The organism is Bradyrhizobium sp. 604_D8_N2_3, assembly GCF_051810765.1.
Taxonomy (GTDB): Bacteria; Pseudomonadota; Alphaproteobacteria; order Rhizobiales; family Xanthobacteraceae; genus Bradyrhizobium; species Bradyrhizobium barranii.
The window spans coordinates 5,644,488-5,665,489 of sequence record NZ_JBPWPM010000001.1 but is presented as its reverse complement, the minus strand read 5'-3'; the positions used below and the strand labels follow the sequence as shown (position 1 = coordinate 5,665,489).

Genomic DNA, 21,002 nt, shown 5'->3' with positions numbered 1-21,002 from the left:
AGTGTGCAGCGGTTTTCCGACAAGATCATGCTCAACAAATAACCTGTCATCGTTTCACCACGATAGCAGCTGCATGGTCGCGGCCATCTTCATTGCCCAACGGATACCGCTCTTGCTGACCCGCCGCTCCACGCTTGGCCTTCTCGCCGCAGCTGCCACCATGCCGCAGCGTGCGTTCGCGCATGTCGCGCCGCCGCGCAACGAGATCCGCGACAGCCTGGCAAAGCGCTTCACCGATCTCGGCACGGCGGGCACCTTCGTCGGCTACAAGGTCGAGGACTATCTGATCGTCGCCAGCGACAAGGAGCGCTCGGGCGAAGCGAAGCTGCCGGCCTCGACCTTCAAGATCCCGAACTCGCTGATTGCGCTGGAGACCGGCGTGGTCACCGATCCCGACAAGGACGTGTTCCCCTGGGACGGCGTGAAGCGGCCGATCGAGGCCTGGAACAAGGACCACACGATGCGCAGCGCCATCGCGGTCAGCGCCGTGCCGGTCTATCAGGAGATCGCGCGCCGGATCGGGCAAGAGCGGATGCAAAAGTATGTCGACATGTTCGACTACGGCAATCGCGATATCGGCGGCGGCATCGACCAGTTCTGGCTCACCGGCAATTTGCGCATCGACCCGGTCGAGCAGATCGATTTCGTCGATCGGCTGCGCCGCCGCGCGCTGCCGATCAGCAAGCGCAGCCAGGACCTCGTCGCCGACATCCTGCCGGTGACCAAGGTCGGCGACAGCGTCATCCGCGCCAAATCCGGCTTGCTCGGCGCCGAGCGCGGCGAGCCGTCGCTTGGCTGGATGGTCGGCTGGGCCGAGAAGGGCGAGGCGCACACCGTGTTCGCGCTCAACATGGACTGCAAGGAGCCGCGTCTCGTCGGCGAGCGCATGCCGTTGACGCAAGCCTGCCTTGCCGAGATCGGCGCGATCTAGCTGGCGCGTACGAACCTGCTAGCATCCTTCCGACCAAACAAAAGAAAAGGTCGGGAGGATAAAATGAAGTCAACGCCACTCTGGCTGTCGTCGCTCACGTTGGCCGCCGCCGGCGGCTGGCTCGCAGCCACGATGTTTGCCGCACCCGCCACCAGCAAGGAGCCGCGCTTTCCGCAGCTCACCATGGACCAGCTCGACGCCAAGCAGAAGCCGCTCGGCGAGCAGATCATGAAGGTGTCGAGCGTCGGCATCGGCGGGCCCTACAATCCGATGATCCGCAGCCCGGCGCTCGGCCAGCGACTGTTCGACCTGTTCTACTATCTGCGCTGGGAGACCTCGGTCCCGACCAAGCTGAATGAGTTCGCGATCCTGATCATCGGGCGGCAGTGGCGCTCGCAGGTGGAATGGTTCGCGCATGCGCCGCTGGCGGCCAAGGCCGGCCTGTCGGCGGATATCATCGCGGAGCTGAAGGCCAACAAGCGGCCGTCGAAAATGGCCGATGACGAGGCCGTGGTCTACGACTTCGTCACCGAGATCACGACGACCAAGAAAGTTTCTGACGAGACCTACACGCGGGCGAAGAAGGTGTTCAACGATCAGCAGATCGTCGATCTCACCGCGGTTGCCGGCAATTACGTGATGGTCGCGATGCTGCTGGCCATGGCGGAAGAGACGGTGCCGCCGGACAAGCAGGAGCCGTTCAAGCCGGGCGAGCCGTAGGAGGCGCGAGGAGCCCGCGACAAAATTGCGATGCCGTAGGGTGGGCAAAGGCGCATAGCGCCGTGCCCACCATCATCTAGTTGGTGGGCACGCTTTCGCTTTGCCCACCCTACGGCAGCGCGTGCGGGGCGGACAGTCTCACCCCAACTTGAACAGCGCCTGCAAAAACTCCACCACCGCCTTGCGCGACTCGGCGGCGGTTGTGGGGTTGCCGCCGACATGTGGGTTGAGCTCGACGCAGGAATCCTTGTAGGTGAACGGCGCGTTGGTATCGCCGTTCATCAGCACGCCGCCGTCGCCTTCCTTGATACGGCAGTTGCGCACGGTCTGCGCGTTGGCCGACACCGCAACGGCGCTGACGCCGAGCAGGCCGCTGTCGAAGCCGTGCGCGCTGTCGGGGTATTCGGTCAGCACCACATCGCGCCCGGCCGTCTTGAGCCGTCCGACGAACGCCTTGCAGCTCGTCACGGGATTGTAGTCGTCGGGCGTGCCATGGAAGATGCGGATCGGGCGTGCGGCGACGTCGCCGTCGCTTTGATACGTCGTCGAGCAATCCGGATAGAAGGGAATGTAAGCCGCGAACTGCACGCCGGACTTGTTCCAGAGCTTGTTGAAGCGATCGAGGCTCGCATAGAGCGTCGCCTGTCCGCCGCGCGAGAAGCCCATCAGCACGATGCGGTCAGGATCGACGCGGGGATGCTTCGCAAGAATCTCCAGTGAGCGGTAGATGTCGACGATCAGGTTGAGCCGGCCGAGCAGGGCCTGGTTCGGCCCCACCACCGTCAGCCCGCGGCCGGTAAAACCGTCGATCACGAAGGTCGAGATGCCCATGGCGTTGAAAGCGTGCACCCAGGCCTCGGTCGTGGCGCCGACGCCGCTCGAGCCGTGCATCAGCACCACGACGGGAAGCTTGCCGGTGCCCTGGGCGACGCGGAATTCGCCGGCGACCGTCACCGGCTTGCCGGCCGCCGCATCGCCGCTGAGGAATTGCTGGTCGGAGAGGGTGAGCGAGGGGATCGGATAGATCTCGGCGCGAGTGGCGACTTCCTTCGGCAGGGATTGCGCGTTGGCGCCAATGCCGGCGAGCAGTGTTGAAATGCAGAGCGCCATAGCGACGCGGAATGCCGTCGGCATCGTGATCCTCCCCCATGATTTTCATGGAGTAGAACAACGGACCTGCGCACTGTCAATTTGATGCGCGACGACCTCAGGTCTTATCCGCCTTCTTCGCCATCAGCGCCTGGTCGATCGCAAAGCCGCCGATCTCGCTCATCGCTTCCGAGATCACGTCGCCCTTGCGGGCAAAGCCGGCGGAGAGGACATCGAACTGCACCCGTGCCAGACGCAGCACCTCGAGCGGCACCGAGACCGCGGTGTCGTTGAAGCTGTCGACGGAGGCGCGCAAGCCGTCGAGCTCGGTGGTGAGCTTGCCGATATGGCTTTCCGCATCCTGCATCAGGCCGAGCAGCTTGCCGCGTTCGGCGTCGAACGCGGCGCGCTCGGCTGCCGCGGCCGCGGTCACCTCGGCGAGCTGGGTCCCCAGCGCCGCGATCTGGCTGACCATGGTGCTTGAGGCGAGCGCGGTCGTCTCGCGCAGCTCTACAAGGCGCTTGGTCTCTTCCTGTTGCTCGTGAAACAGCCGTTCGGCGGACATCGCCCGTTGCTTGAGCGATTCGATCAGCGCGGCCGCGCGCAGCAGCATCTCGCCGTTGCGCCCCGACACCATGCTGGCCATCCGCCGCAGGAAGTCGGTGGTTTCGGACGGGCTGTTCGGCGGCAGGGGGACGACCGTGGCGGACATGGGTGATGCTTGCAGCCAGACGTGGTGACCGCCGCCGTACCGACTGAGCTCACGCAACATTCGGCGCCTGATCGTGAAGGGAGCAAGCCTGAATCGGCCGGCCCGGTCAACCGGTGGGGGCCGACAAAACGACGGCAATCCCCTCAGGCGTCTTTCTGGCGGCCGATCCGCCCGAGATGGGTGAAGCCGAACCCGGCCGAATATTTCAGGCCGTAGCCGAGCGCCCGGTCGATGCCGATATGGGCGAGCCAGATCATGGCGATGGACAGCGTGAGCGGCGAGGCGAAGCCGAAGCCCAGCGTCAGCAGCGCCACCGGCGCCATGTAGCTGTGGGCGGCATTGTAGACCAGCGCCCCGAATCTGGCGTCGGCGAGGTACGCCAGGAAGCTCAGATCGGGGACGAAGAAGAGCAGGGCGAACACCAGCCACGAGCCGCCCCAGGAGGCGTAGAGCATCACCATCCCCGTGAACAGGGTCAGGCCTTCCAGCCGCAGCAGGATCTTGACGCCGCCGGTCGCCGCGCCCGTCTCGGCCGTTACCTCATCCATTGTCGTCTCCCAGGCAAAACTCTGTAATTCCTTGCGCTTTCCCGCTGCGGCAAGGCAGCCCTGCGGCGCCGAAAGCGGCTTCCCGGCCCGCAAAATGCCGTGTTAGAACCCCCGGCAATCGCATTTAGGCTAAGAACTGGCGGGAGCAAATGAAGAATATCCTGGACGCCCTTGAAGATCGTCGCGCCGGCGCAAAGCTCGGCGGCGGGGAGAAGCGCATCGAGGCGCAGCACGCCCGCGGCAAGCTGACCGCGCGCGAGCGCATCGAGCTCCTGCTCGACAAGGGATCGTTCGAGGAGTTCGACATGTTCGTCGAGCACCGCTCCACCGAGTTCGGCATGGAGAAGAACAAGATCCCCGGCGATGGCGTCGTCACCGGCTGGGGCACTGTCAACGGCCGCAAGACGTTTGTCTTCGCGAAAGACTTCACGGTGTTCGGCGGCTCGCTCTCCGAAACGCACGCGCTGAAGATCACAAAACTTCAGGACATGGCGATGAAGGCGCGGGCGCCCATCATCGGCCTCTATGACGCGGGCGGCGCCCGCATCCAGGAGGGCGTCGCCGCGCTCGCCGGCTATTCCTATGTGTTCCGCCGCAACGTGCTCGCCTCGGGCGTGATCCCGCAGATCTCCGTCATCATGGGGCCCTGCGCCGGCGGCGACGTATATTCGCCTGCCATGACCGACTTCATCTTCATGGTGAAGAACACCAGCTACATGTTCGTCACCGGCCCCGACGTGGTGAAGACCGTCACCAACGAGGTCGTCACGGCCGAAGAGCTCGGCGGTGCCTCGGTGCACGCCACGCGCTCCTCGATCGCCGACGGCGCCTTCGAGAACGACGTCGAGACGCTCTTGCAGATGCGGCGCCTGATCGACTTCCTGCCGTCCAACAACACCGACGGCGTGCCGGAATGGCCGAGCTTTGACGACATCGGCCGGGTCGACATGTCCTTGGACACGCTGATCCCCGACAATCCGAACAAGCCATATGACATGAAGGAGCTGATCCTGAAGGTCGTGGACGAGGGCGATTTCTTCGAGATCGCAGATGCCTTCGCCAAGAACATCGTCACCGGCTTTGGCCGCATCGCCGGCCGCACCGTCGGCTTCGTCGCCAACCAGCCGATGGTGCTGGCCGGCGTGCTCGACTCCGACGCCTCGCGCAAGGCCGCGCGCTTCGTCCGTTTCTGCGACGCCTTCAACATCCCGATCGTCACCTTCGTCGACGTGCCGGGCTTCCTGCCGGGCACCGCGCAGGAATATGGCGGCCTGATCAAGCACGGCGCAAAACTGCTGTTCGCGTATTCGCAGTGCACGGTGCCGCTGGTCACCATCATCACCCGCAAGGCCTATGGCGGCGCCTTCGACGTCATGGCCTCCAAGGAAATCGGCGCCGACATGAACTACGCCTGGCCGACCGCCCAGATCGCCGTGATGGGCGCCAAGGGCGCGGTCGAGATCATCTTCCGCGCTGACATCGGCGACCCCGACAAGATCGCGGCGCGCACCAAGGAATACGAAGACCGCTTCCTGTCCCCCTTCATCGCCGCCGAGCGTGGCTACATCGACGACGTCATCATGCCGCACTCGACGCGCAAGCGGATCGCCCGGGCGCTGGCGATGCTGAAGGACAAGAAGGTGGAGACGCCGGCGAAGAAGCACGACAATTTGCCGTTGTGAGGCCTCGTAGCCCGGATGGAGCGTAGCGAAATCCGGGTTTTTAACCCAAGTGCCGCATGTCGCTGATGACCGAAGACGATCCGACCGACGAGATTTCAGACATTGAGGCGCGGATCGAGCGGCTGGCCGAGATCGCCGAGCGATGCCGGAAGTACATTCTAGCATCCAAAATCGCGATTGGCGGCGGCGGCGCGCTGTTGTTGATCACGATCCTTGGGTTGTTCGGGACAGGTCTGACCGCGGCGCTCGGATCGATCGCCCTGGTGCTGGGTGGGATTGTGTCGCTCGGTTCGAACATCAGCACGCTGCAGCAAACCGAGAGCGCCATCGGTGCTGCGGAGGCGCTTCGCGCGCAACTGATCGGCAGGATCGACCTTCGCGTGGTTGAGGACACGCCGCTGAAATTGGTGTGAGGCGAAATTCGTAGGGTGGGTTAGCCCCGCGACTGCGCGAAGCGCAGTTCGCGCGGCGTAACCCACCATCCTTGTTGAAGCATGCGCTGGCGGATTGCGCTTGCGCTAATCCGCCCTACGTTTGGCATCCGCCGCAGCGAAATGCGTCATCTGATCGGCGTGGGCTTTTGCGAACGCCGGACGGCCCGTGGCGCGTGCGACGTAGTCGCGGCAGGCAGGACTGTCCGCCAGGCCGTCGAACTTGTCGACGACGCGCAGCACGTCCGACATCAGGATGTCGGCGACGGAGAAAGACCCCGCCAGCCATTCGCGGCCGGCCAGCACCGTCTCCATGTGCTTGAGCCTGAGTTTTAGGAAGTCGTCGACGAACTTCACGGCAGGTGAGCCATCGTCGCTGCCGGTGAACTTGAACATCGTCCAGGGCAGGGCAGGCATCTCCACCGAATTGAGCGCCGCGAACACCCACTCCTTTGCCTCGCTGCGACCGCGCGGATCGGTGGGCATCAGCCTGTCGCTGAGTTCGCCCAGATGCAGCAGGATCGCGCCGCTCTCGAAGATCGAGAGGTCGCCGTCGGTCAGCCACGGCACCTGGCCGAACGGCTGGTGCGCGAAATGCGCGGCGTCCCGCGGGCCAAACGGCACGCTCGCGACGCGGTAGGGCAGCGCGGCTTCTTCCAGCGCCCAGCGCACACGAAGGTCGCGCACGAAACCCCGCGGCATCTCGGGAACCCAATCGAAGGTGGTGAGGGTGAGGTTGGCCATGCGGTGTCTCCGTGCTGTCTGGGCATAGGACGGATGAAGGACGCGCGTTCCGACAGGCGCGGACGGTTTTTCTCCGCGGGCAGGGACCGTAGGGTGGGCAAAGGCGCACTTGCGCCGTGCCCACCATCTTTTGGCCGACGACAGAAGTGGTGGGCGCGCTCCGCTTTGCCCACCCTACGGGGCCACTGGGCTTCGCTCACTGCCCAAGCTTCGCCAACTTGCCTTGCTTCGCGGCGTCGACCGCGCGCTCTGCATCTTCCGGCAGCAGGGTCCGCTCCGCCACCTGCCGCGCCGCCTCGCGGCGGACCGCCGCCACATACGCCCCATCATCTGCATATCGCTCCGCGATCGACAGCCTGGGATCGTGCACTTCCTTCCGCGCGGCCTCGGTCGGTGCGAATGGCACCACCGCGCCTTGCAGCGGATAGAGCGCCGTCGGGCCAAATCCTTGCGCGCGCGGATTCCATGCGGTGTAGGTCGCGCGTGGCACCGCGAGCGCAAGCTGGCGGATACCTGCGATGGCCATGCCGTCATTGTCCGCCTTCGGCACGAACACGGGATAGCGGCCGATCTCCTTGGGCGGCAGCACGCTCTGGTCGGAGAAGGCGGCGAGCGTGTGGATGCCGGCATAGGGCAGGCCGGGGATATCCATCGGCACCGCGCCTTGCGCCGGCACCAGCGTGCCGTGGGCGCGCATGGGGACGCGGCTTGCGGGCGGCTTGATGCCGTCGCTGATCCAGGCGTTGAGGTCGGTGAGCAGCGCGCGCATCGGCCCGCCCGCATGCATCGGGTTCCGCGGCAGCGACATCGCCGGCACGCCCTTGCGCATCACGTCGGCGGCTTCTGCGAAATGCGGCGTGCCTGCGATCATGTAAGCGCGGACGTTGTCGGGGAGGTCGAGGTGGTTGCCGGCGAGGTCGGTGACCAGCAACGAGGCGTGCGAGGCCCACCATTCGTGCTCGCTGTCGGTCTGCATCATCTTCGGACACGTCGCCGAGAGCGCGCAACGGCGGAGCAGGCCGTCGGTCTTGCCGGAATAGGGATCGCTGAGGCTCGCATAAGTGAAGGGGAAGAGATCGGCCTGCCACGCCGGATCCTGCGGATGGCGCGGGTTGCGGCCGGGCTGGCCGAAGCGGACGTTTGTCGCCATCCGCCGCGTGCCCGCGACATGCGGCATCAATCCGTCGAACACCGTGCGCCCCTGGAGATCCTCGTTGAAGCCGAGATAGAGGAAGTCGCGCAGGAAGCGGCCGGATTGCGACACGCCGAAGCCGATGGCGCGGCTGACGGAGGGATGCAGGCCGTTCAGCAGCGGGTTCGCCTGCGTCTCGTCGTGGCGGAGAAAGCTGACGACGTCGCGCACGGCGGCATAGCCCATGCCGAGCGGGACAGGATCGCGCGCGGTGTAGGTGATCTCGTAGAGCGCGCCGGCATCAAAACCGTCGGGCCGGGTGATCTCCACCGTCACGGGATCGACGAGCTTTGCGAGGAGGCCAGAAGGCGACTGCCGCGGATCGGCCCAGGCGGCGCGCACGGAGACCTTGAGGTCGGCGGCGTCGGTCGCCGGCCAGGTCAGCGTCGCACGCGCGGGATTGGTCGTGTTGTCGAAGACCACCTCTTCGCGCGCGGGCCCGGTGATGGTCTTCAGCACCGGCGCCGTCATCGCCATCTGGCCGGGCTTGGAGGGGATGTCGCCCTGCCAGCCGACCCAGACCATCGTAAAGCCTTGGCGATGCAGGAAGCCGATGCCGGCGTCCTCGGCCTTGTCGGCATTGTTGGCGCCGGGCTGGGCGGAATCGTCGAACAATTGCGGTGCCAGCTTGCGGCCGCGATTGGGCACCTCGAGCAGCAGTGTGCCGTTGCCGTGGGTGGGATCGGTGGGCCGCAGGATCACGACGTCGGCGGTGGCTGCCACCTTGCCGTCGGAGCTACGCGGCGCGAGCGCGAGGTCGGTGATGACAGCGTTGCGATCGTCCGACGGGTTGAGCGCGAAGGTCGCGCGCGCGGTGATGCGCTCATAGGTGCCGACATCGCCAAAGCTGCGTCCGGCAAAGGCGGGCTCGCGCGCGAGGATGTCGAAGCGGACGATTTCGGCGAGCGAGACCGTGGGCCACAGGCACGTGATCGCAACGAGGCCCGTGATGATCCTGCGCATGGCCATTCCTTCCCCCATCGGCGCGATCCGAATGTTCCGTCGCGCGGGCTTTTTTGTTGCCGCGACTATAACCGTCTATGCTGCGGCCAAACAACGGGAGGAAACACATGCCTGCTGCCTACTCCGTCGTCCGTGCCACCGTCACCGACGCCAGCAAGCGCGCCGCCTTCGACACATGGTACGAGACGGAACATGTGCCGGACGCGGTGAAGGCGTTCGGCGTGAACAAGGCCTGGCGGTTCTGGAGCCTCGACGATCCCTCGCTGCATCAGGCCATGTATCAGTTCGATGACGAGGCCAGGCTGGCTGCGATGCTCAGGGGCGATGCGTTGAAGCAGCTCGTCGCCGATTTCAATCGCGACTGGCCGGACGTGAAGCGCACGCGCGAGACGCTGGTGCTGGCGCAGGAGTTTGCGAAGCAGGACGCCGGAGCGTAGCTCGCACCGAGTCCCGCAGCTCGTTCGTCCCTGACACCCATGTCATGAACCTGAAGATGCGATTCAGCTTCCGTTCATGTCGTGATCGCGACACTCCCTCTGCATCACTTGCTCGATAGCCTAGAGGACATGTCATGGAGCGTCGGAACTTTTTGAAACTTGCATTCGGCGTCGCGGCTGGAGCCGCGACGTTGACCGCGACCGCACAAGCTGCGCCGTTGGCGCCGCAGCCGCTTGGTGATCCCGCGCGCGCGCCGCAAGGCAATCCCGACGCTCGTCCCGCCGTCACCACCAGTGAGGAGACCGCGCAGCTCAAGCCCGAGCAGGTGCATTGGCATGGCCACCACCGCCATTGGGGCTGGCGCCGCCGCCACTGGGGTTGGCATCGCCGGCGCTGGCACCGCCACCACTGGTAAGCTCGGCACAAGCCAGGCCTTGAACGGGGATCGCGATTGCGGTCCCCGTTTTTATTCGGAGCCGGCGGATGCGACGCCAGGCGTTCAAAACGAAAATGGCCGCGCAGGCTTTCGCCGCACGGCCATCTCGCGATACGAAAAGGTCAGATCAGATCGGGCGGCAGCGGCCACCCCACCAACGGAAGCCGTACGGGCAGACGCGGGCGCGGGGCACGACGACGACCGGCGGGGCAACCACCACCGGGCCGGGCCGCACAACGACCGCACCGCGCATCGGGCGGCAGCCGCCATAGGCGCCGCGGTACCAGCCGGGGCCGCAGCCACCGGCGGCGCTGGCCGCTTCGCTGAAACCGACGACCGCGCTGGCGAGCATGACGGCGGCAAACAGGTATTTCATGTGATCTTCCTCTTGTCCTTGGGCAGGTTTTTGGGGCGCTTGCGGCGCACAATGAATCAAAAGACACGATTCGACACGTTAAATTTGGGGACGTGCCGACACGTCGCGATCCAAACCTGCCAATCATGACCTGAATGCGGCATGAACATTCTCCGCATGCGGCTTCCGGCGACAGCGATGGCGATGGCGCGCCGTCCCGATGGAATCGGAACGGAGCTCCAGGTTCTTTGTTCTGATGCGTTTCTTTGACGCGAACCGGTATCGACGTCGCTCGAAAACGCTCTAGCGGCCGAGAAAGCCCAGCACCAATTCCTTGTACTTCTCCGGCGCCTCCAGGAAGACGAGGTGTCCGGTGTCCGGGATCACTTCGGCCCGCGCGTTCGGCATCTTGGCCGCAAGCGCTTTCGCGAGCTCCGCGTTCTGGCCCATTTTCGCGCGCAATGCCTCCGGCGCGTTCGGACGGCCCGGCGCGTTGTGATCGTCGGCGCCCATGATGAACAGCGTCGGCTCTGTGATCAACGCGACCTCGTGCGCGACCGGCTCGCGATAGATCATCTGGCCGGAGCTGACGTAGGCGCGCAGCCAGCGCGGATAATCGGGACTGCCTTTGATGTTGAAGCGGGCGTCGACGAACGGCGTGATCGCGTCGTCCGGCAGCTTGATCGCGTAATTGGTCTGGAGCTGCTTGCGGTAGCCGTCGGGTGTGAGCTTGTCCTCGGTCTCGATGATCTTCTCGGTCGGCGTCGGCGGCACGTAGAGGCGGTAGTCTTCCAGCCCGATCGGCGCGGTCAGCACGAGATGGGCGACGCGGTCCGGATAGGCGCGGGCGATGCGTACGCCCAGCATGCCGCCGAGCGAATGCGCGACGACCTCGGCTTTGTCGATCTTGAGATGATCGAGCAGGGCGATGGTGTTGCGCGCCAGATTGTCGAAGTGCAGTTCGCCTTGCGGCTTGGAGGATTTGCCGAAGCCGATCTGGTCCGGCACCACGACGCGGAAGCCTGCCTCGCTCAGCATCTTGATGACGGGCGCCCAGTAGCTCGACGGAAAATTGCGCCCGTGCAGCAGCACGACGGTGCGGCCGTTCGGCCGCTCGGGCGTGACGTCCATATAGGCCATGCTGAGCTGCTCGCCGTCATTGATGACAGGCAGCAGATGCACGGGATACGGATAGGCAAAGCCTTCGAGCGCGATGCCATAGGGCTCGCGCGGGGTAGTGTCGGCGGCGTAAGCGAAAGAGAGCGGGGCGGTGAGGAGGGCGGCGGCAAGCGCGACCGGGAGGAGGCGGTTCATGAAGATCTCGTAATTGGAGCCGTCATTCCGGGGGCACGTCGAACACGCGAACCCGGAATCTTGAAGTTCCAGGTTCGATGCTTCGCATCGCCTCGGAACGATACTGCGCTTAAAGCGATGGATGGCCCGGTCAAGCCCGGCCATGACGGAAGCCGTGGTTCACACGCAAACGTGCGATCTCACGCACCTGGCGTGATCAATCCTTCCCGGTCCCGAACAGCGTCGCAAACTGCTTCTCGCCGGTACGTGTGAAATTCACCACGCGGCTGCCGGGCGTGGCGTCGCGCGCGGCCCATTTCAGCTCGGCGAACCGCTGCATCATGGCGGCGCCCAGCGTGCCGGCGAGATGATGGCGCCGCTCGCTCCAGTCCAGGCAGGCCTTGCACACCGGACGGCGCGGATGGGTGAGCATGTCGGGCAAGATCTGCAAATGCTTTGCGAGGAAGCGCTCGCCCTCGGCCGTCAGCTCGATGTCCTGCTTCTTCTGCCTGACCAGGTTTCGTGTGCGTAGACTGTCGAGCATCTGCACGCCGAGATCGCCGGCGAGGTGGTCGTAGCAGATCCGCGCGCGCCGCAGCGCCGGATCCTTCGGCCCGGTGCGCACGCGCATGTGGCCGGTCCGCGCGGCAAGGCCCGCAAGGCCTTCGAGCACGCCGGCCACGTCATCGTCGGTGAGGCGGTAGTAGCGGTGGCGGCCCTGCTTCTCCGGCTCGATCAGCCCGCCGGCCTCGAGCTTGGCCAGATGCGAGCTCGCGGTCTGCGGAGTGATGCCGGCCTCCTGCGCGAGCTCGCTCGCCGTCAGCGCGCGGCCGTTCATCAGCGCGGTGAGCATGTTGGCGCGGGCGGGGTCGCCGACCAGCGAGGCAATCATGGCGATGTCAGGACCTGATTTCATGCTTCGACGGTAGCCGAAGCATTGCGGTGGAGCAAGGACGTAGTCTGTCCCTGCGAACACGTCATTGCGAGCGAAGCGAAGCAATCCAGTTGCTTCAGCGGCGACGGTGTTGCTCGCGCTTGTCGCGATGAAAAATCAGGGAGCTCACCATGTCCGTCACCGTCTTCATCCGCTACCAGCTCGATCCCTTCAAGCGCGCGCAGTTCGAGGAGTACTCGAAGCGCTGGCTCACCATCATCCCGAAATGCGGCGGCGACCTGATCGGCTATTTCATGCCGCATGAGGGCACCAACAACATCGCGTTTGCGCTGATCACCTTCGAGAGTCTTGCCGCCTATGAGGCCTATCGCGCCCGGCTGCGGCAGGACGCAGACGGCATGGCCAACTTCCATTTCGCGGAGGAGAACAAATTCATCCTCGCGGAAGAGCGCACCTTCCTGCGCAAGGTGGTATTGTAGACCGCCAACGCAAAGGAGACGCCCATGATTGCCGTGATTTTCGAAGTCTGGCCCAAGCCGGAACATCGCCAGGACTACTTCGACCTCGCGGCCGACCTGAAGCCGATCCTGCAAACCATCGATGGCTTTATCTCGGTCGAGCGCTTTGAAAGCCTGACCGAGAAGGGCAAGATCCTGTCGGTGTCGTTCTGGCGCGACGAGGCGGCGGTTCAGGCCTGGCGCAACACGATGGAACACCGGCGCACGCAGGCGAAGGGCAGGGCGAAGATCTTTGCCGATTATCACCTGCGCATCGCCAGCGTCATCCGAGACTACGGCATGAATGATCGCGAGCAGGCGCCGAAGGACAGCCGCGCCGTGTACGACGCGCACTAGCGTTTGCGGGCGCGCACTGGCGCTGCCCAGTGCGCGCGCTTATGTCTGCGCGGCCAACAAGGGAGAGAAACATGCATGTGACAACCGCTGACAAGCGCGCGACGTTCAAGACGATGCACGAGAGCGGCTGCTTCATCCTGCCCAATCCGGTCGACGTCGGCAGCGCCAAGGCGTTGCAGCATCTCGGGTTCAAGGCACTGGCCTCATCGAGCGCGGGCTTTGCCTGGACCATCGGCAAGGCCGACAACCACGTCACGGTCGACGACGTCTGTCAGCATTTGGCAGCATTGTGCTCGGCCGTCGACATCCCCGTGAATGCGGATTTCGAGGGCGGCTTTGCCGTCGAGCCGGACAAGGTCGCGGACAATGTCGAGCGCGGTGTGCGCACCGGCGTCGCCGGCCTCTCGATCGAGGATTCCACCGGCGACAAGGACAAGCCGCTCTACGAGCGCGCGCTGGCGGTCGAGCGCATCAAGGCCTCGCGCAAGGCGATCGGCGACAGCGGAACGCTGCTGGTCGGCCGCTGCGAGGCGTATTTGTGGGGCGTCACCGACCTCAAGCTCGTTATCGACCGGCTCACGGCCTATGCGGACGCAGGCGCCGATTGTCTCTATGCGCCGGGCCTGAAGACGCGCGAGGACATCGCCGCCGTGGTGAAGGCTGTCGCACCAAAGCCGTTCAACCTGCTGATCGGCGCGTCCGGCCTGTCCTTGCAGGAGGCCGCCGACCTCGGCGTGCGCCGCATCAGCGTCGGCGGCTCGCTCGCCCGCGCCGCCTGGGGCGGCTTCATGCGCGCCGCGAAGGAGATGGCGGAGAAGGGGACGTTTACGGAGCTCGGCACCGGCTATTCCGGCGGCGAACTCAACAAGATGTTCAGCTAAACGAAAAGCGGCGGGATGTAAGGTCCCGCCGCTCTCTCATCCTCTCGGTGTCATGCCCCGCGCAAACGGGGCATCCAGTACGCCGCGGCCTCTCGATTCAATCTCCGCCGCTGGTGGAATACTGGGTCGCCCGGTCAAGCCGGGCGACGACAGCTGTTGTCGTTACTTCGCGCCCTCAGACGGGGCGGCCGGATCAGGCGCCGCCGGCTTGCTCGGGGCAGCACCCGTGGTCACGCCGGGTCCGGTGTTGTTGCGCGGCGTCACGTCACGCATGCCGGGAGGCGCGGCCGGATTCGCAGGCGGAGCCTGCTGGGCGGTCTGCGTTGTCGGCGTGTTGCTGGCCTGGTTGCCGGTGCTCGTGTTGTTCAGTCCGTAGAACACGGCACCCAGTACCAAGGCGATCGCCACTGCGAACAAGGCTACCTTGCCGCTGGAGGCGGGGCCTTCGCCAAGCTCGGGATCGACCTGAAGCTCGGCATCCCGTCGCGCCGCACGGACATACTCATCATCGGCGAGATTCGGGCGATACGGATCGTTGGGAAAACGGTCGTCAGCCATCGATTTTGTCTCCTCGATTATTGCGGCTGGACAACCCCTAGATGCGAGATTCTGTTCCGCCCTCCTTAGTGCTTTCGTCGCATGTTGCCCTTGTGCAAGGGATCGGGAACCTGTTCATTTTGGAACAGTTGCGCGTCGGTTCCATCGAAGGGGAAGGGAACAAAGCGATGTGGAGCGTGCCGCCGAGCGATAGCGTGCTGCATCTGTTGTCGCTGGTCGCGGTCGCAGCGCAAGGCATGACCGCCGCGCTCGCGGCCGGCCGCCGGAGCATGGACTGGCTCGGCGTCTGCTTCCTCGGCTGTATCACCGCGCTCGGCGGCGGCACCTTGCGCGATCTCTTCCTCGGGCATTATCCGCTGGCCTGGGTCGCTCATCCCATCTACCTCGCGCTGGCCGGCGGCGCCGCCTTCCTCACCATCCTGATCGCGCGGCTCGTGCACCGGCTGAAGGTGGCCTTCATCGTGCTCGATGCCATCGGCCTCGTGGTCTTCACCATGGCCGGCTGCGACATCGCCTGGCAGACGGGTGCCACGCTGCCGATCGTCATCGTCTCCGGCATGGTGACCGGCTGCGCGGGCGGGGTGCTGCGCGATGTGCTCTGCAACGACGTGCCGCTGCTGTTCCGCTCCGAGCTCTACGCGACCGTTTCGGTGGCGACCGGCCTGTTCTATGCCACCGCGTTCGGCTTGAAACTCAACGCGGAGCTCTGGACCATCTTGACGTTTGTCCTCGGCGTCAGCTTCCGCCTGCTCGCGGTGCACTACAAATGGGAGATGCCGAAATTCGTGTTCACGGAAGGCGAGGAGCGGTAGGGCTTACTTCGCCTTTCGTAGAGTTTGAGCGCTATCGCATCCACGGCGTCATGGCCGGGCCTGTCCCGGCCATCCACGACCTTTGCCACGGCACGAAAGAACGTGGATGCCCGGGACAAGCCCGGGCATGACGACCTCTGGTGAATACTGAGGAGCGTGAACTACTGCTCCTTCCGCGCCTTCGCCACCTGCGCCGTGGTCACCAGCGGCGCGGCGTTGCCCCAGGAATTGCGGATGTAGTTCGTCACGGCGGCGATCTCTTCGTCGGACAATTGCTTGGCGTAGCCCGGCATCTCGCCGCTGTTGGGCGCGCGTGGCGTCGTCACGGTGTGGGCGCCGTCGAGGATGATGCGCAAGCTGGAGGACGGATTGACCGATTGCAGAAGCGCGTTACCGGGCAGCGGCGGATAGATGCGCGGCGCGCCGGAGCCGTCGGCTTCATGGCACGCGATGCAGAGTTTTGCGTAGACGGCCTGACCGGCCTTCATCTCGGCATCGTCGGGCGGCGTCACGATCGTCTCGCGCCGCGACGGCGGCAGGCTCTTCAGATATTCCGCGATGGCGCGCACATCGGCATCGCTCATCTTCGAGGTCGAGCCGACGACCACCTCGGCCATTAGCCCGCCAGCATGGCTTTTGACGTTTCGCCCGCTTTGCAGATACTCGGTGATGTCTTCGACGCTCCATGACTTCAGCCCGGTGCGCGCGGCGCCATCGAGCCTTGGTGCGTACCAGCCGCCGACCTCGTTGCCCGACAGCGCCTGCGCAGTTTTGTCCGCGCCGAAATAGTTCTTCGGCGTGTGGCAGGCGCCGCAATGGCCGAGCCCGGTGACGAGATAGCCGCCCCTGTTCCACGCCGCGCTCTGGCTCTGGTCCGGCTCGAACAGGGCGGGCTTGAAATACATCGCGTTCCAGACCCGCATCAAGCCGCGATGGCCGAACGGCCAGCGCAGCTCCGGCGGCTTGTTGCGGCTTGCGACGGGCGCCAGCGTTCCGAGATAGGCCCGGATCGCCAGCGTGTCGTCCTTGGTCATCTTCGTGAAATAGGGATAGGGGAAGGCCGGGTAATAGTTCGAGCCGTCGGGCGCGATGCCGGTGCGCACCGCGCGGGTGAAATCGGCGTCGGTCCAGGCGCCGATCCCGGTGTCACGATCCGGCGTCAGGTTCGGCGCGTAGATCGCGCCGAAGGGCGTATCGATGCGCTTTCCGCCCGCGAATGGCTTTGCCGGATCGGCGGTGTGGCAGCCCGCGCAGTCGCCGGCCTCGACCAGCGCCTTGCCATAGGCGATCAGCTCCGGCGATGGCTCGGCGGCGCGGGCCGCGCTCGCAACTGCACTGCACAATGCGACAACAGCCAGAATCATTCGCATCGAAAGCTTCCCCTGCGACCAATCGCCCGGATAGGAGCCTCACGTCGTTTCGCGTCGGTGGGGGTATGGTGACACAAATTGAAAATGCGCGATGCCTTTGCAGCCACGAAATTGCGATTATTACCCGGCGCTTCCTTTGGTCCAGATTTGTGATGCGGAGCGTTAAATATCCGACATAGAGTGGCGGAGTTGGTCGGCGCGCCCTAGCTAAAAACAACGGGCAGGCAACGGCTTAAGTGGCCAAACGCTCAAAAGGCCGGAAGAGGACAAGAATGGGTATCAACCAGGGTCCGATCAGTCTCGACCAGAAATACACCCAGGAAACCGGACACGTCTTCACCACGGGCATCCAGGCCCTGGTCCGGTTGCCGATGGCCCAGATCCGGCGTGACCGCGCCAACGGCCTCAACACCGCGGGCTTCATCTCCGGCTACCGCGGCTCGCCGCTCGGTGGCTACGACCAGCAGCTCTTTGCGGCGCGAAAACATCTCGAGCAGTACAACATCAAGTTCCAGCCCGGCGTGAACGAGGATCTGGCGGCGACCGCGGTGTGGGGCTCGCAGCAGCTCAACCTCTCGCCCGGCGCCAAATACGATGGCGTCGTCGGCATCTGGTACGGCAAGGGCCCCGGCGTCGATCGCTGCGGCGACGTGTTCCGCCACGGCAATGCCGCCGGCTCGGCCAAGAACGGCGGTGTGCTGTGTCTGGCCGGCGACGACCACGGTGCAAAATCCTCCACTGTTCCGCATCAGTCCGACCACGCCTTCATGTCGGCTTTGATGCCGTATCTCTATCCCTCCAGCATCCACGAAATGATCGAGATGGGCCTGCTCGGCATCGCGATGTCGCGCTATTCGGGCTGCTGGGTCGGCATGAAGGTGATCACGGAGACGGTGGAGACCACCGCCGAGATCGACCTCACCGACGAGATGAAGCCGTTCATCATCCCGCCCGATTTCGAGCTGCCGCCCGGTGGCCTCAATCTGCGCTGGCCTGACGACCGCTTCGAGCAGGACCGCCGCCTCCAGGACTACAAGGGCTTTGCCGCGATCGCCTTTGCGCGCGCCAACAAGGTCAACCGCGTCACCATGGATTCCCCGAACGCCCGCTTCGGCATCATGGCGTCGGGCAAGAGCTATGAGGACGTGCGCCAGGCGCTGCGCGAGCTCGGGATCACCGAGGAGGTCGCCGCCAAGATCGGGCTTCGCCTCTACAAGATCGGCATGCCCTGGCCGCTGGAGCCCGAAGGCGTACGCCAGTTCGCGGTCGGGCTCGAAGAGATATTCATCATCGAGGAACGGCGCGAGATCGTCGAGAACCAGGTCAAGCAGGAGCTGTTCAACTGGCGCGACGACGTCCGCCCGCGCATCGTCGGCAAGATGGACGAGCACGACAAGCGCTTCCTGACCTTCGCCGCCGAGCTCAGCGTTGCCTCGCTTGCGACCTCGCTCACGGAGCGGCTTCTCCGCCTCAATCTCAACCCCGAGATCGCGGAGATGCTCCGCGCCAAGGCCGACTGGTTCAACGGCCGCCAGGCCACGCAAATGCAGGCGACGGCGCCTGTCTCTCGCGTACCGTATTTCTGCTCCGGCTGTCCCCACAACACGTCCACCAAGGTCCCCGAAGGCAGCCGCGCGCTCGCCGGCATCGGCTGCCACTTCATGGCGCTGTGGATGGATCGCTCGACCGAGACGTTCACGCATATGGGCGGCGAGGGCGTGCCGTGGGTCGGCATCGCGCCCTTCACCAACGAGAACCACATCTTCGCCAATCTCGGCGACGGCACCTACTTCCACTCCGGCCTTCTCGCCATCCGGCAGGCGGTCGCCTCCAAAACCAACATCACCTACAAGATCCTCTACAACGACGCCGTCGCGATGACGGGTGGCCAGCGCCATGACGGCGATCTCTCGCCGCAGCAGATCACGTTCCAGCTCCACGCCGAAGGCATCCGCGAGATCTACCTGGTCTCGGAGGCGCCCGATACCTACCCGGCCGACACCATCGCGCCCGGCGTGAAGCTGTATCACCGCGACGAACTCGACAACGTCATGAAGATGTGCCGCGAGTACAAGGGCACCTCGGCGATCGTCTTCGTGCAGACCTGCGCCGCCGAAAAGCGCCGCCGCCGCAAGCGCGGCCTGATGGAGGATCCCGCACGCCGCGTCATGATCAACCCGGCGGTCTGCGAAGGCTGCGGCGACTGCTCGGTGCAGTCGAACTGCATCTCGGTCGAGCCCCTGGAGACCGAGTTCGGCCGCAAGCGCGCCATCAACCAGTCGTCCTGCAACAAGGACTATTCCTGCGTGAAGGGCTTCTGCCCGTCCTTCGTCACCGTCGACGGCGGCAAGCCGCGCCATCGTGCGCCGGCCGATCTCGGTGACATCGGCGAGCTGCCGGAGCCCGCGTCTCGGCCGACGGTGGACAAGCCCTATAATATCGCAGTCGGCGGTGTCGGCGGCACCGGTGTGCTCACGATCGGTGCGCTGCTCGGCATGGCTGCGCATATCGAGGGCAAGGCGTCGATGATCCTCGACATGTCGGGCCTGGCGCAGAAGGGTGGGGCGGTGCTCAGCCACGTCCGCCTGTCGGATCATCCGGCCGAGGTGACCTGCTCGCGCATCGTCACTGGTACGGCAGATCTCGTGCTCGCCGCCGACGAGGTGGTCGCGGTCGCCAAGGACACGATCTCGCTCTGCGACACCAGCCGCACCCGCGGCATCATCAACAGCCACGTCATTCCGACCGCCGACTTCGTCCTCAACCGCGACTTCAACTTCCAGACCCGCAAGTTGAACGGGCTGCTGGAAACGGCGCTGCACAAGGACTCGGTGTTCTTCGACTTCACCAAGCCGGCCGAGCAGCTGCTTGGCGACAGCATCGCCACCAACATGATGATGATGGGATATGCCTATCAGAAAGGCCTGTTCCCGCTGTCGGCAGAATCGATCGAGCAGGCGATCGAGGTCAACGGCGTCGCGATCAAGATGAACAAGGAGGCCTTCCGCCTCGGCCGCCTCGCGGTCGCCGATCCCCAGCGCCTCGCCGACATGCTGAAGGGGACGGACGAGGTGGTTGCGCCGAAGACGCTCGACGCGATGACGCTGGATGAGGTCGTCGCGCATCGCGCCAAGCACCTGACCGCGTACCAGAGCGGCCGCCTCGCAAAACGCTATCGCAAGCTGGTCGATCAGGTTCGCGAAGCCGCCAAGCAGGGCGGTTATGACGATGCGCTGCCGCGCGCGGTCGCGGTGAACTACGCCAAGCTTCTGGCCTACAAGGACGAATACGAGGTTGCGCGCCTGTTCACCGACGGTGCTTTCGAGCAGCAGCTCCGCGACCAGTTCGAGGGCGACTTCAAGTTCAACTTCAATCTGGCCCCGCCGATCCTCAGCAGTGGTGTCGACGCGCTCGGACGCCCGAAGAAGCGCGCCTTCGGCCCGTGGATGCTGAAGGTCTTCCGCGTGCTGGCGAAATTCAAATTCCTGCGCGGCACGCCGCTCGACATTTTCGGCCGCAGCGCCGACCGCAAGCTCGAACGCGATTTGATCGTGGGCTACGAGAAGGACGTCGCCACCGTGCTCGGCCTGTTGTCGCCGGTCACCGTCGACACCGCGGTCGAGCTGCTATCGCTGCCCGACCGCATCCGCGGCTACGGCCCGGTCAAGGAGAAGGCCGTCGCGGACGCGAAAGCCCGCTACGCCCAGCTCGCGGCCGACCTCGCGAGCCCGCCGCCTGCGCCGAGGCAGATCGCGGCGGAGTAGGGGCGAGCCACGATCTCGTAGGGTGGGCAAAGGCGCAAAGCGCCGTGCCCACCATCTCACCACGATTGAGCCGCAAGAGGTGGGCACGCTTCCGCCTTCGCTCTTCGAGCTACGGCGGACAAGTCGCTTTGCCCACCCTACGATTTCGTCTTTGAAATCAACCACCGTCCCACTGTGCATGGGGTTGTTTTCGCAAAAAAGAAAATCGCTTGTGCCGTCGGGCAAAACACCTTTAGGACTCTGGCCGTCATTGCGAGCGCAGCGAAGCAATCCAGAAATGCCTCCGCGGATAGACTCTGGATTGCTTCGCTGCGCTCGCAATGACGACGCGGTG

The 21,002-nt window shown here is 64.9% G+C and carries 21 protein-coding genes; 11 read left to right on the top strand and 10 right to left on the bottom strand.

Annotation, left to right across the window (positions count from 1 at the left end):
* The first annotated feature begins 73 nt into the window (after positions 1-73).
* Together blaOXA and AB7245_RS27035 are read left to right on the top strand one after the other, a co-directional pair.
* Entirely contained in the window at positions 74-931 is an 858-nt protein-coding gene (gene blaOXA / locus AB7245_RS27040) for a class D beta-lactamase (RefSeq protein WP_434057414.1), read from the top strand.
* A gap of 63 nt (positions 932-994) precedes the next feature.
* Positions 995-1,651, top strand: coding sequence for a carboxymuconolactone decarboxylase family protein (locus AB7245_RS27035; protein ID WP_085405471.1), 657 nt, complete (start codon positions 995-997; stop codon positions 1,649-1,651).
* A gap of 138 nt (positions 1,652-1,789) precedes the next feature.
* Here the strand turns inward: AB7245_RS27035 and AB7245_RS27030 are convergent, their stop codons facing one another.
* The 3 genes from AB7245_RS27030 to AB7245_RS27020 all read right to left on the bottom strand — a co-directional run bounded on the left by AB7245_RS27030 (position 1,790) and on the right by AB7245_RS27020 (position 4,000).
* Positions 1,790-2,785, bottom strand: coding sequence for a dienelactone hydrolase family protein (locus tag AB7245_RS27030; protein ID WP_085405472.1), 996 nt, complete (start codon positions 2,783-2,785; stop codon positions 1,790-1,792).
* A 73-nt stretch (positions 2,786-2,858) separates the two neighbouring features.
* Complete coding sequence (locus tag AB7245_RS27025) at positions 2,859-3,452, bottom strand: hypothetical protein (RefSeq protein ID WP_085405577.1); 594 nt, start codon at positions 3,450-3,452, stop codon at positions 2,859-2,861.
* Between the two features lie 143 nt (positions 3,453-3,595).
* Positions 3,596-4,000, bottom strand: a complete 405-nt coding sequence (locus AB7245_RS27020; RefSeq protein ID WP_085405473.1) for a DUF4260 domain-containing protein — start codon at positions 3,998-4,000, stop codon at positions 3,596-3,598.
* Positions 4,001-4,149: 149 nt separating this feature from the next.
* Here AB7245_RS27020 and AB7245_RS27015 point away from each other — a divergent pair, with 149 nt between their 5' ends.
* The gene (locus tag AB7245_RS27015) at positions 4,150-5,682 is read left to right on the top strand and encodes an acyl-CoA carboxylase subunit beta (RefSeq protein WP_038943754.1); all 1,533 of its coding nucleotides are present in this window, start codon (positions 4,150-4,152) and stop codon (positions 5,680-5,682) included.
* Positions 5,683-5,747: 65 nt separating this feature from the next.
* Positions 5,748-6,095: a hypothetical protein gene (locus AB7245_RS27010; RefSeq protein ID WP_085405578.1), complete on the top strand. Its 348-nt coding sequence runs from the start codon at positions 5,748-5,750 to the stop codon at positions 6,093-6,095.
* 105 nt (positions 6,096-6,200) lie between these two features.
* Here AB7245_RS27010 and AB7245_RS27005 read toward each other — a convergent pair whose 3' ends face one another.
* Entirely contained in the window at positions 6,201-6,857 is a 657-nt protein-coding gene (locus AB7245_RS27005) for a glutathione S-transferase family protein (RefSeq protein ID WP_354115489.1), read from the bottom strand.
* A 196-nt stretch (positions 6,858-7,053) separates the two neighbouring features.
* Positions 7,054-9,012: an alpha/beta hydrolase domain-containing protein gene (locus tag AB7245_RS27000; protein ID WP_439035075.1), complete on the bottom strand. Its 1,959-nt coding sequence runs from the start codon at positions 9,010-9,012 to the stop codon at positions 7,054-7,056.
* A 107-nt stretch (positions 9,013-9,119) separates the two neighbouring features.
* On the opposite strand from AB7245_RS27000, the gene AB7245_RS26995 reads away from it, so the two are divergent.
* Entirely contained in the window at positions 9,120-9,449 is a 330-nt protein-coding gene (locus AB7245_RS26995; RefSeq protein WP_085405474.1) for a hypothetical protein, read from the top strand.
* A 134-nt stretch (positions 9,450-9,583) separates the two neighbouring features.
* Entirely contained in the window at positions 9,584-9,865 is a 282-nt protein-coding gene (locus tag AB7245_RS26990; protein ID WP_028154910.1) for a hypothetical protein, read from the top strand.
* Positions 9,866-10,013: 148 nt separating this feature from the next.
* Here the strand turns inward: AB7245_RS26990 and AB7245_RS26985 are convergent, their stop codons facing one another.
* The 3 genes from AB7245_RS26985 to AB7245_RS26975 form a co-directional block, all read right to left on the bottom strand.
* Complete coding sequence (locus AB7245_RS26985; RefSeq protein WP_063982626.1) at positions 10,014-10,262, bottom strand: GCG_CRPN prefix-to-repeats domain-containing protein; 249 nt, start codon at positions 10,260-10,262, stop codon at positions 10,014-10,016.
* Between the two features lie 282 nt (positions 10,263-10,544).
* A complete protein-coding gene (locus AB7245_RS26980; RefSeq protein WP_085405475.1) occupies positions 10,545-11,555 on the bottom strand; it encodes an alpha/beta fold hydrolase in 1,011 nt (336 codons plus the stop codon).
* A gap of 196 nt (positions 11,556-11,751) precedes the next feature.
* Positions 11,752-12,450, bottom strand: a complete 699-nt coding sequence (locus AB7245_RS26975; protein WP_085405476.1) for an ArsR/SmtB family transcription factor — start codon at positions 12,448-12,450, stop codon at positions 11,752-11,754.
* 149 nt (positions 12,451-12,599) lie between these two features.
* Between AB7245_RS26975 and AB7245_RS26970 the strand changes: the two genes are divergently transcribed.
* The 3 genes from AB7245_RS26970 (at position 12,600) to AB7245_RS26960 (ending at position 14,164) form a co-directional block, all read left to right on the top strand.
* Positions 12,600-12,908, top strand: a complete 309-nt coding sequence (locus tag AB7245_RS26970) for an NIPSNAP family protein (protein ID WP_028151164.1) — start codon at positions 12,600-12,602, stop codon at positions 12,906-12,908.
* A 24-nt stretch (positions 12,909-12,932) separates the two neighbouring features.
* Positions 12,933-13,283: an antibiotic biosynthesis monooxygenase family protein gene (locus AB7245_RS26965; RefSeq protein ID WP_085405477.1), complete on the top strand. Its 351-nt coding sequence runs from the start codon at positions 12,933-12,935 to the stop codon at positions 13,281-13,283.
* 71 nt (positions 13,284-13,354) lie between these two features.
* A complete protein-coding gene (locus AB7245_RS26960) occupies positions 13,355-14,164 on the top strand; it encodes an isocitrate lyase/PEP mutase family protein (RefSeq protein WP_063982628.1) in 810 nt (269 codons plus the stop codon).
* A 162-nt stretch (positions 14,165-14,326) separates the two neighbouring features.
* Here the strand turns inward: AB7245_RS26960 and AB7245_RS26955 are convergent, their stop codons facing one another.
* The gene (locus tag AB7245_RS26955) at positions 14,327-14,722 is read right to left on the bottom strand and encodes a hypothetical protein (RefSeq protein WP_085405478.1); all 396 of its coding nucleotides are present in this window, start codon (positions 14,720-14,722) and stop codon (positions 14,327-14,329) included.
* A 167-nt stretch (positions 14,723-14,889) separates the two neighbouring features.
* Here AB7245_RS26955 and AB7245_RS26950 point away from each other — a divergent pair, with 167 nt between their 5' ends.
* Complete coding sequence (locus AB7245_RS26950) at positions 14,890-15,534, top strand: trimeric intracellular cation channel family protein (protein ID WP_354115487.1); 645 nt, start codon at positions 14,890-14,892, stop codon at positions 15,532-15,534.
* Positions 15,535-15,695: 161 nt separating this feature from the next.
* Here the strand turns inward: AB7245_RS26950 and AB7245_RS26945 are convergent, their stop codons facing one another.
* Complete coding sequence (locus AB7245_RS26945; RefSeq protein ID WP_085405479.1) at positions 15,696-16,904, bottom strand: c-type cytochrome; 1,209 nt, start codon at positions 16,902-16,904, stop codon at positions 15,696-15,698.
* A gap of 272 nt (positions 16,905-17,176) precedes the next feature.
* Here AB7245_RS26945 and AB7245_RS26940 point away from each other — a divergent pair, with 272 nt between their 5' ends.
* On the top strand, positions 17,177-20,668 hold the full coding sequence (locus tag AB7245_RS26940) for an indolepyruvate ferredoxin oxidoreductase family protein (protein ID WP_085405480.1): 3,492 nt from the start codon (positions 17,177-17,179) through the stop codon (positions 20,666-20,668).
* Positions 20,669-21,002 lie beyond the last annotated feature (334 nt).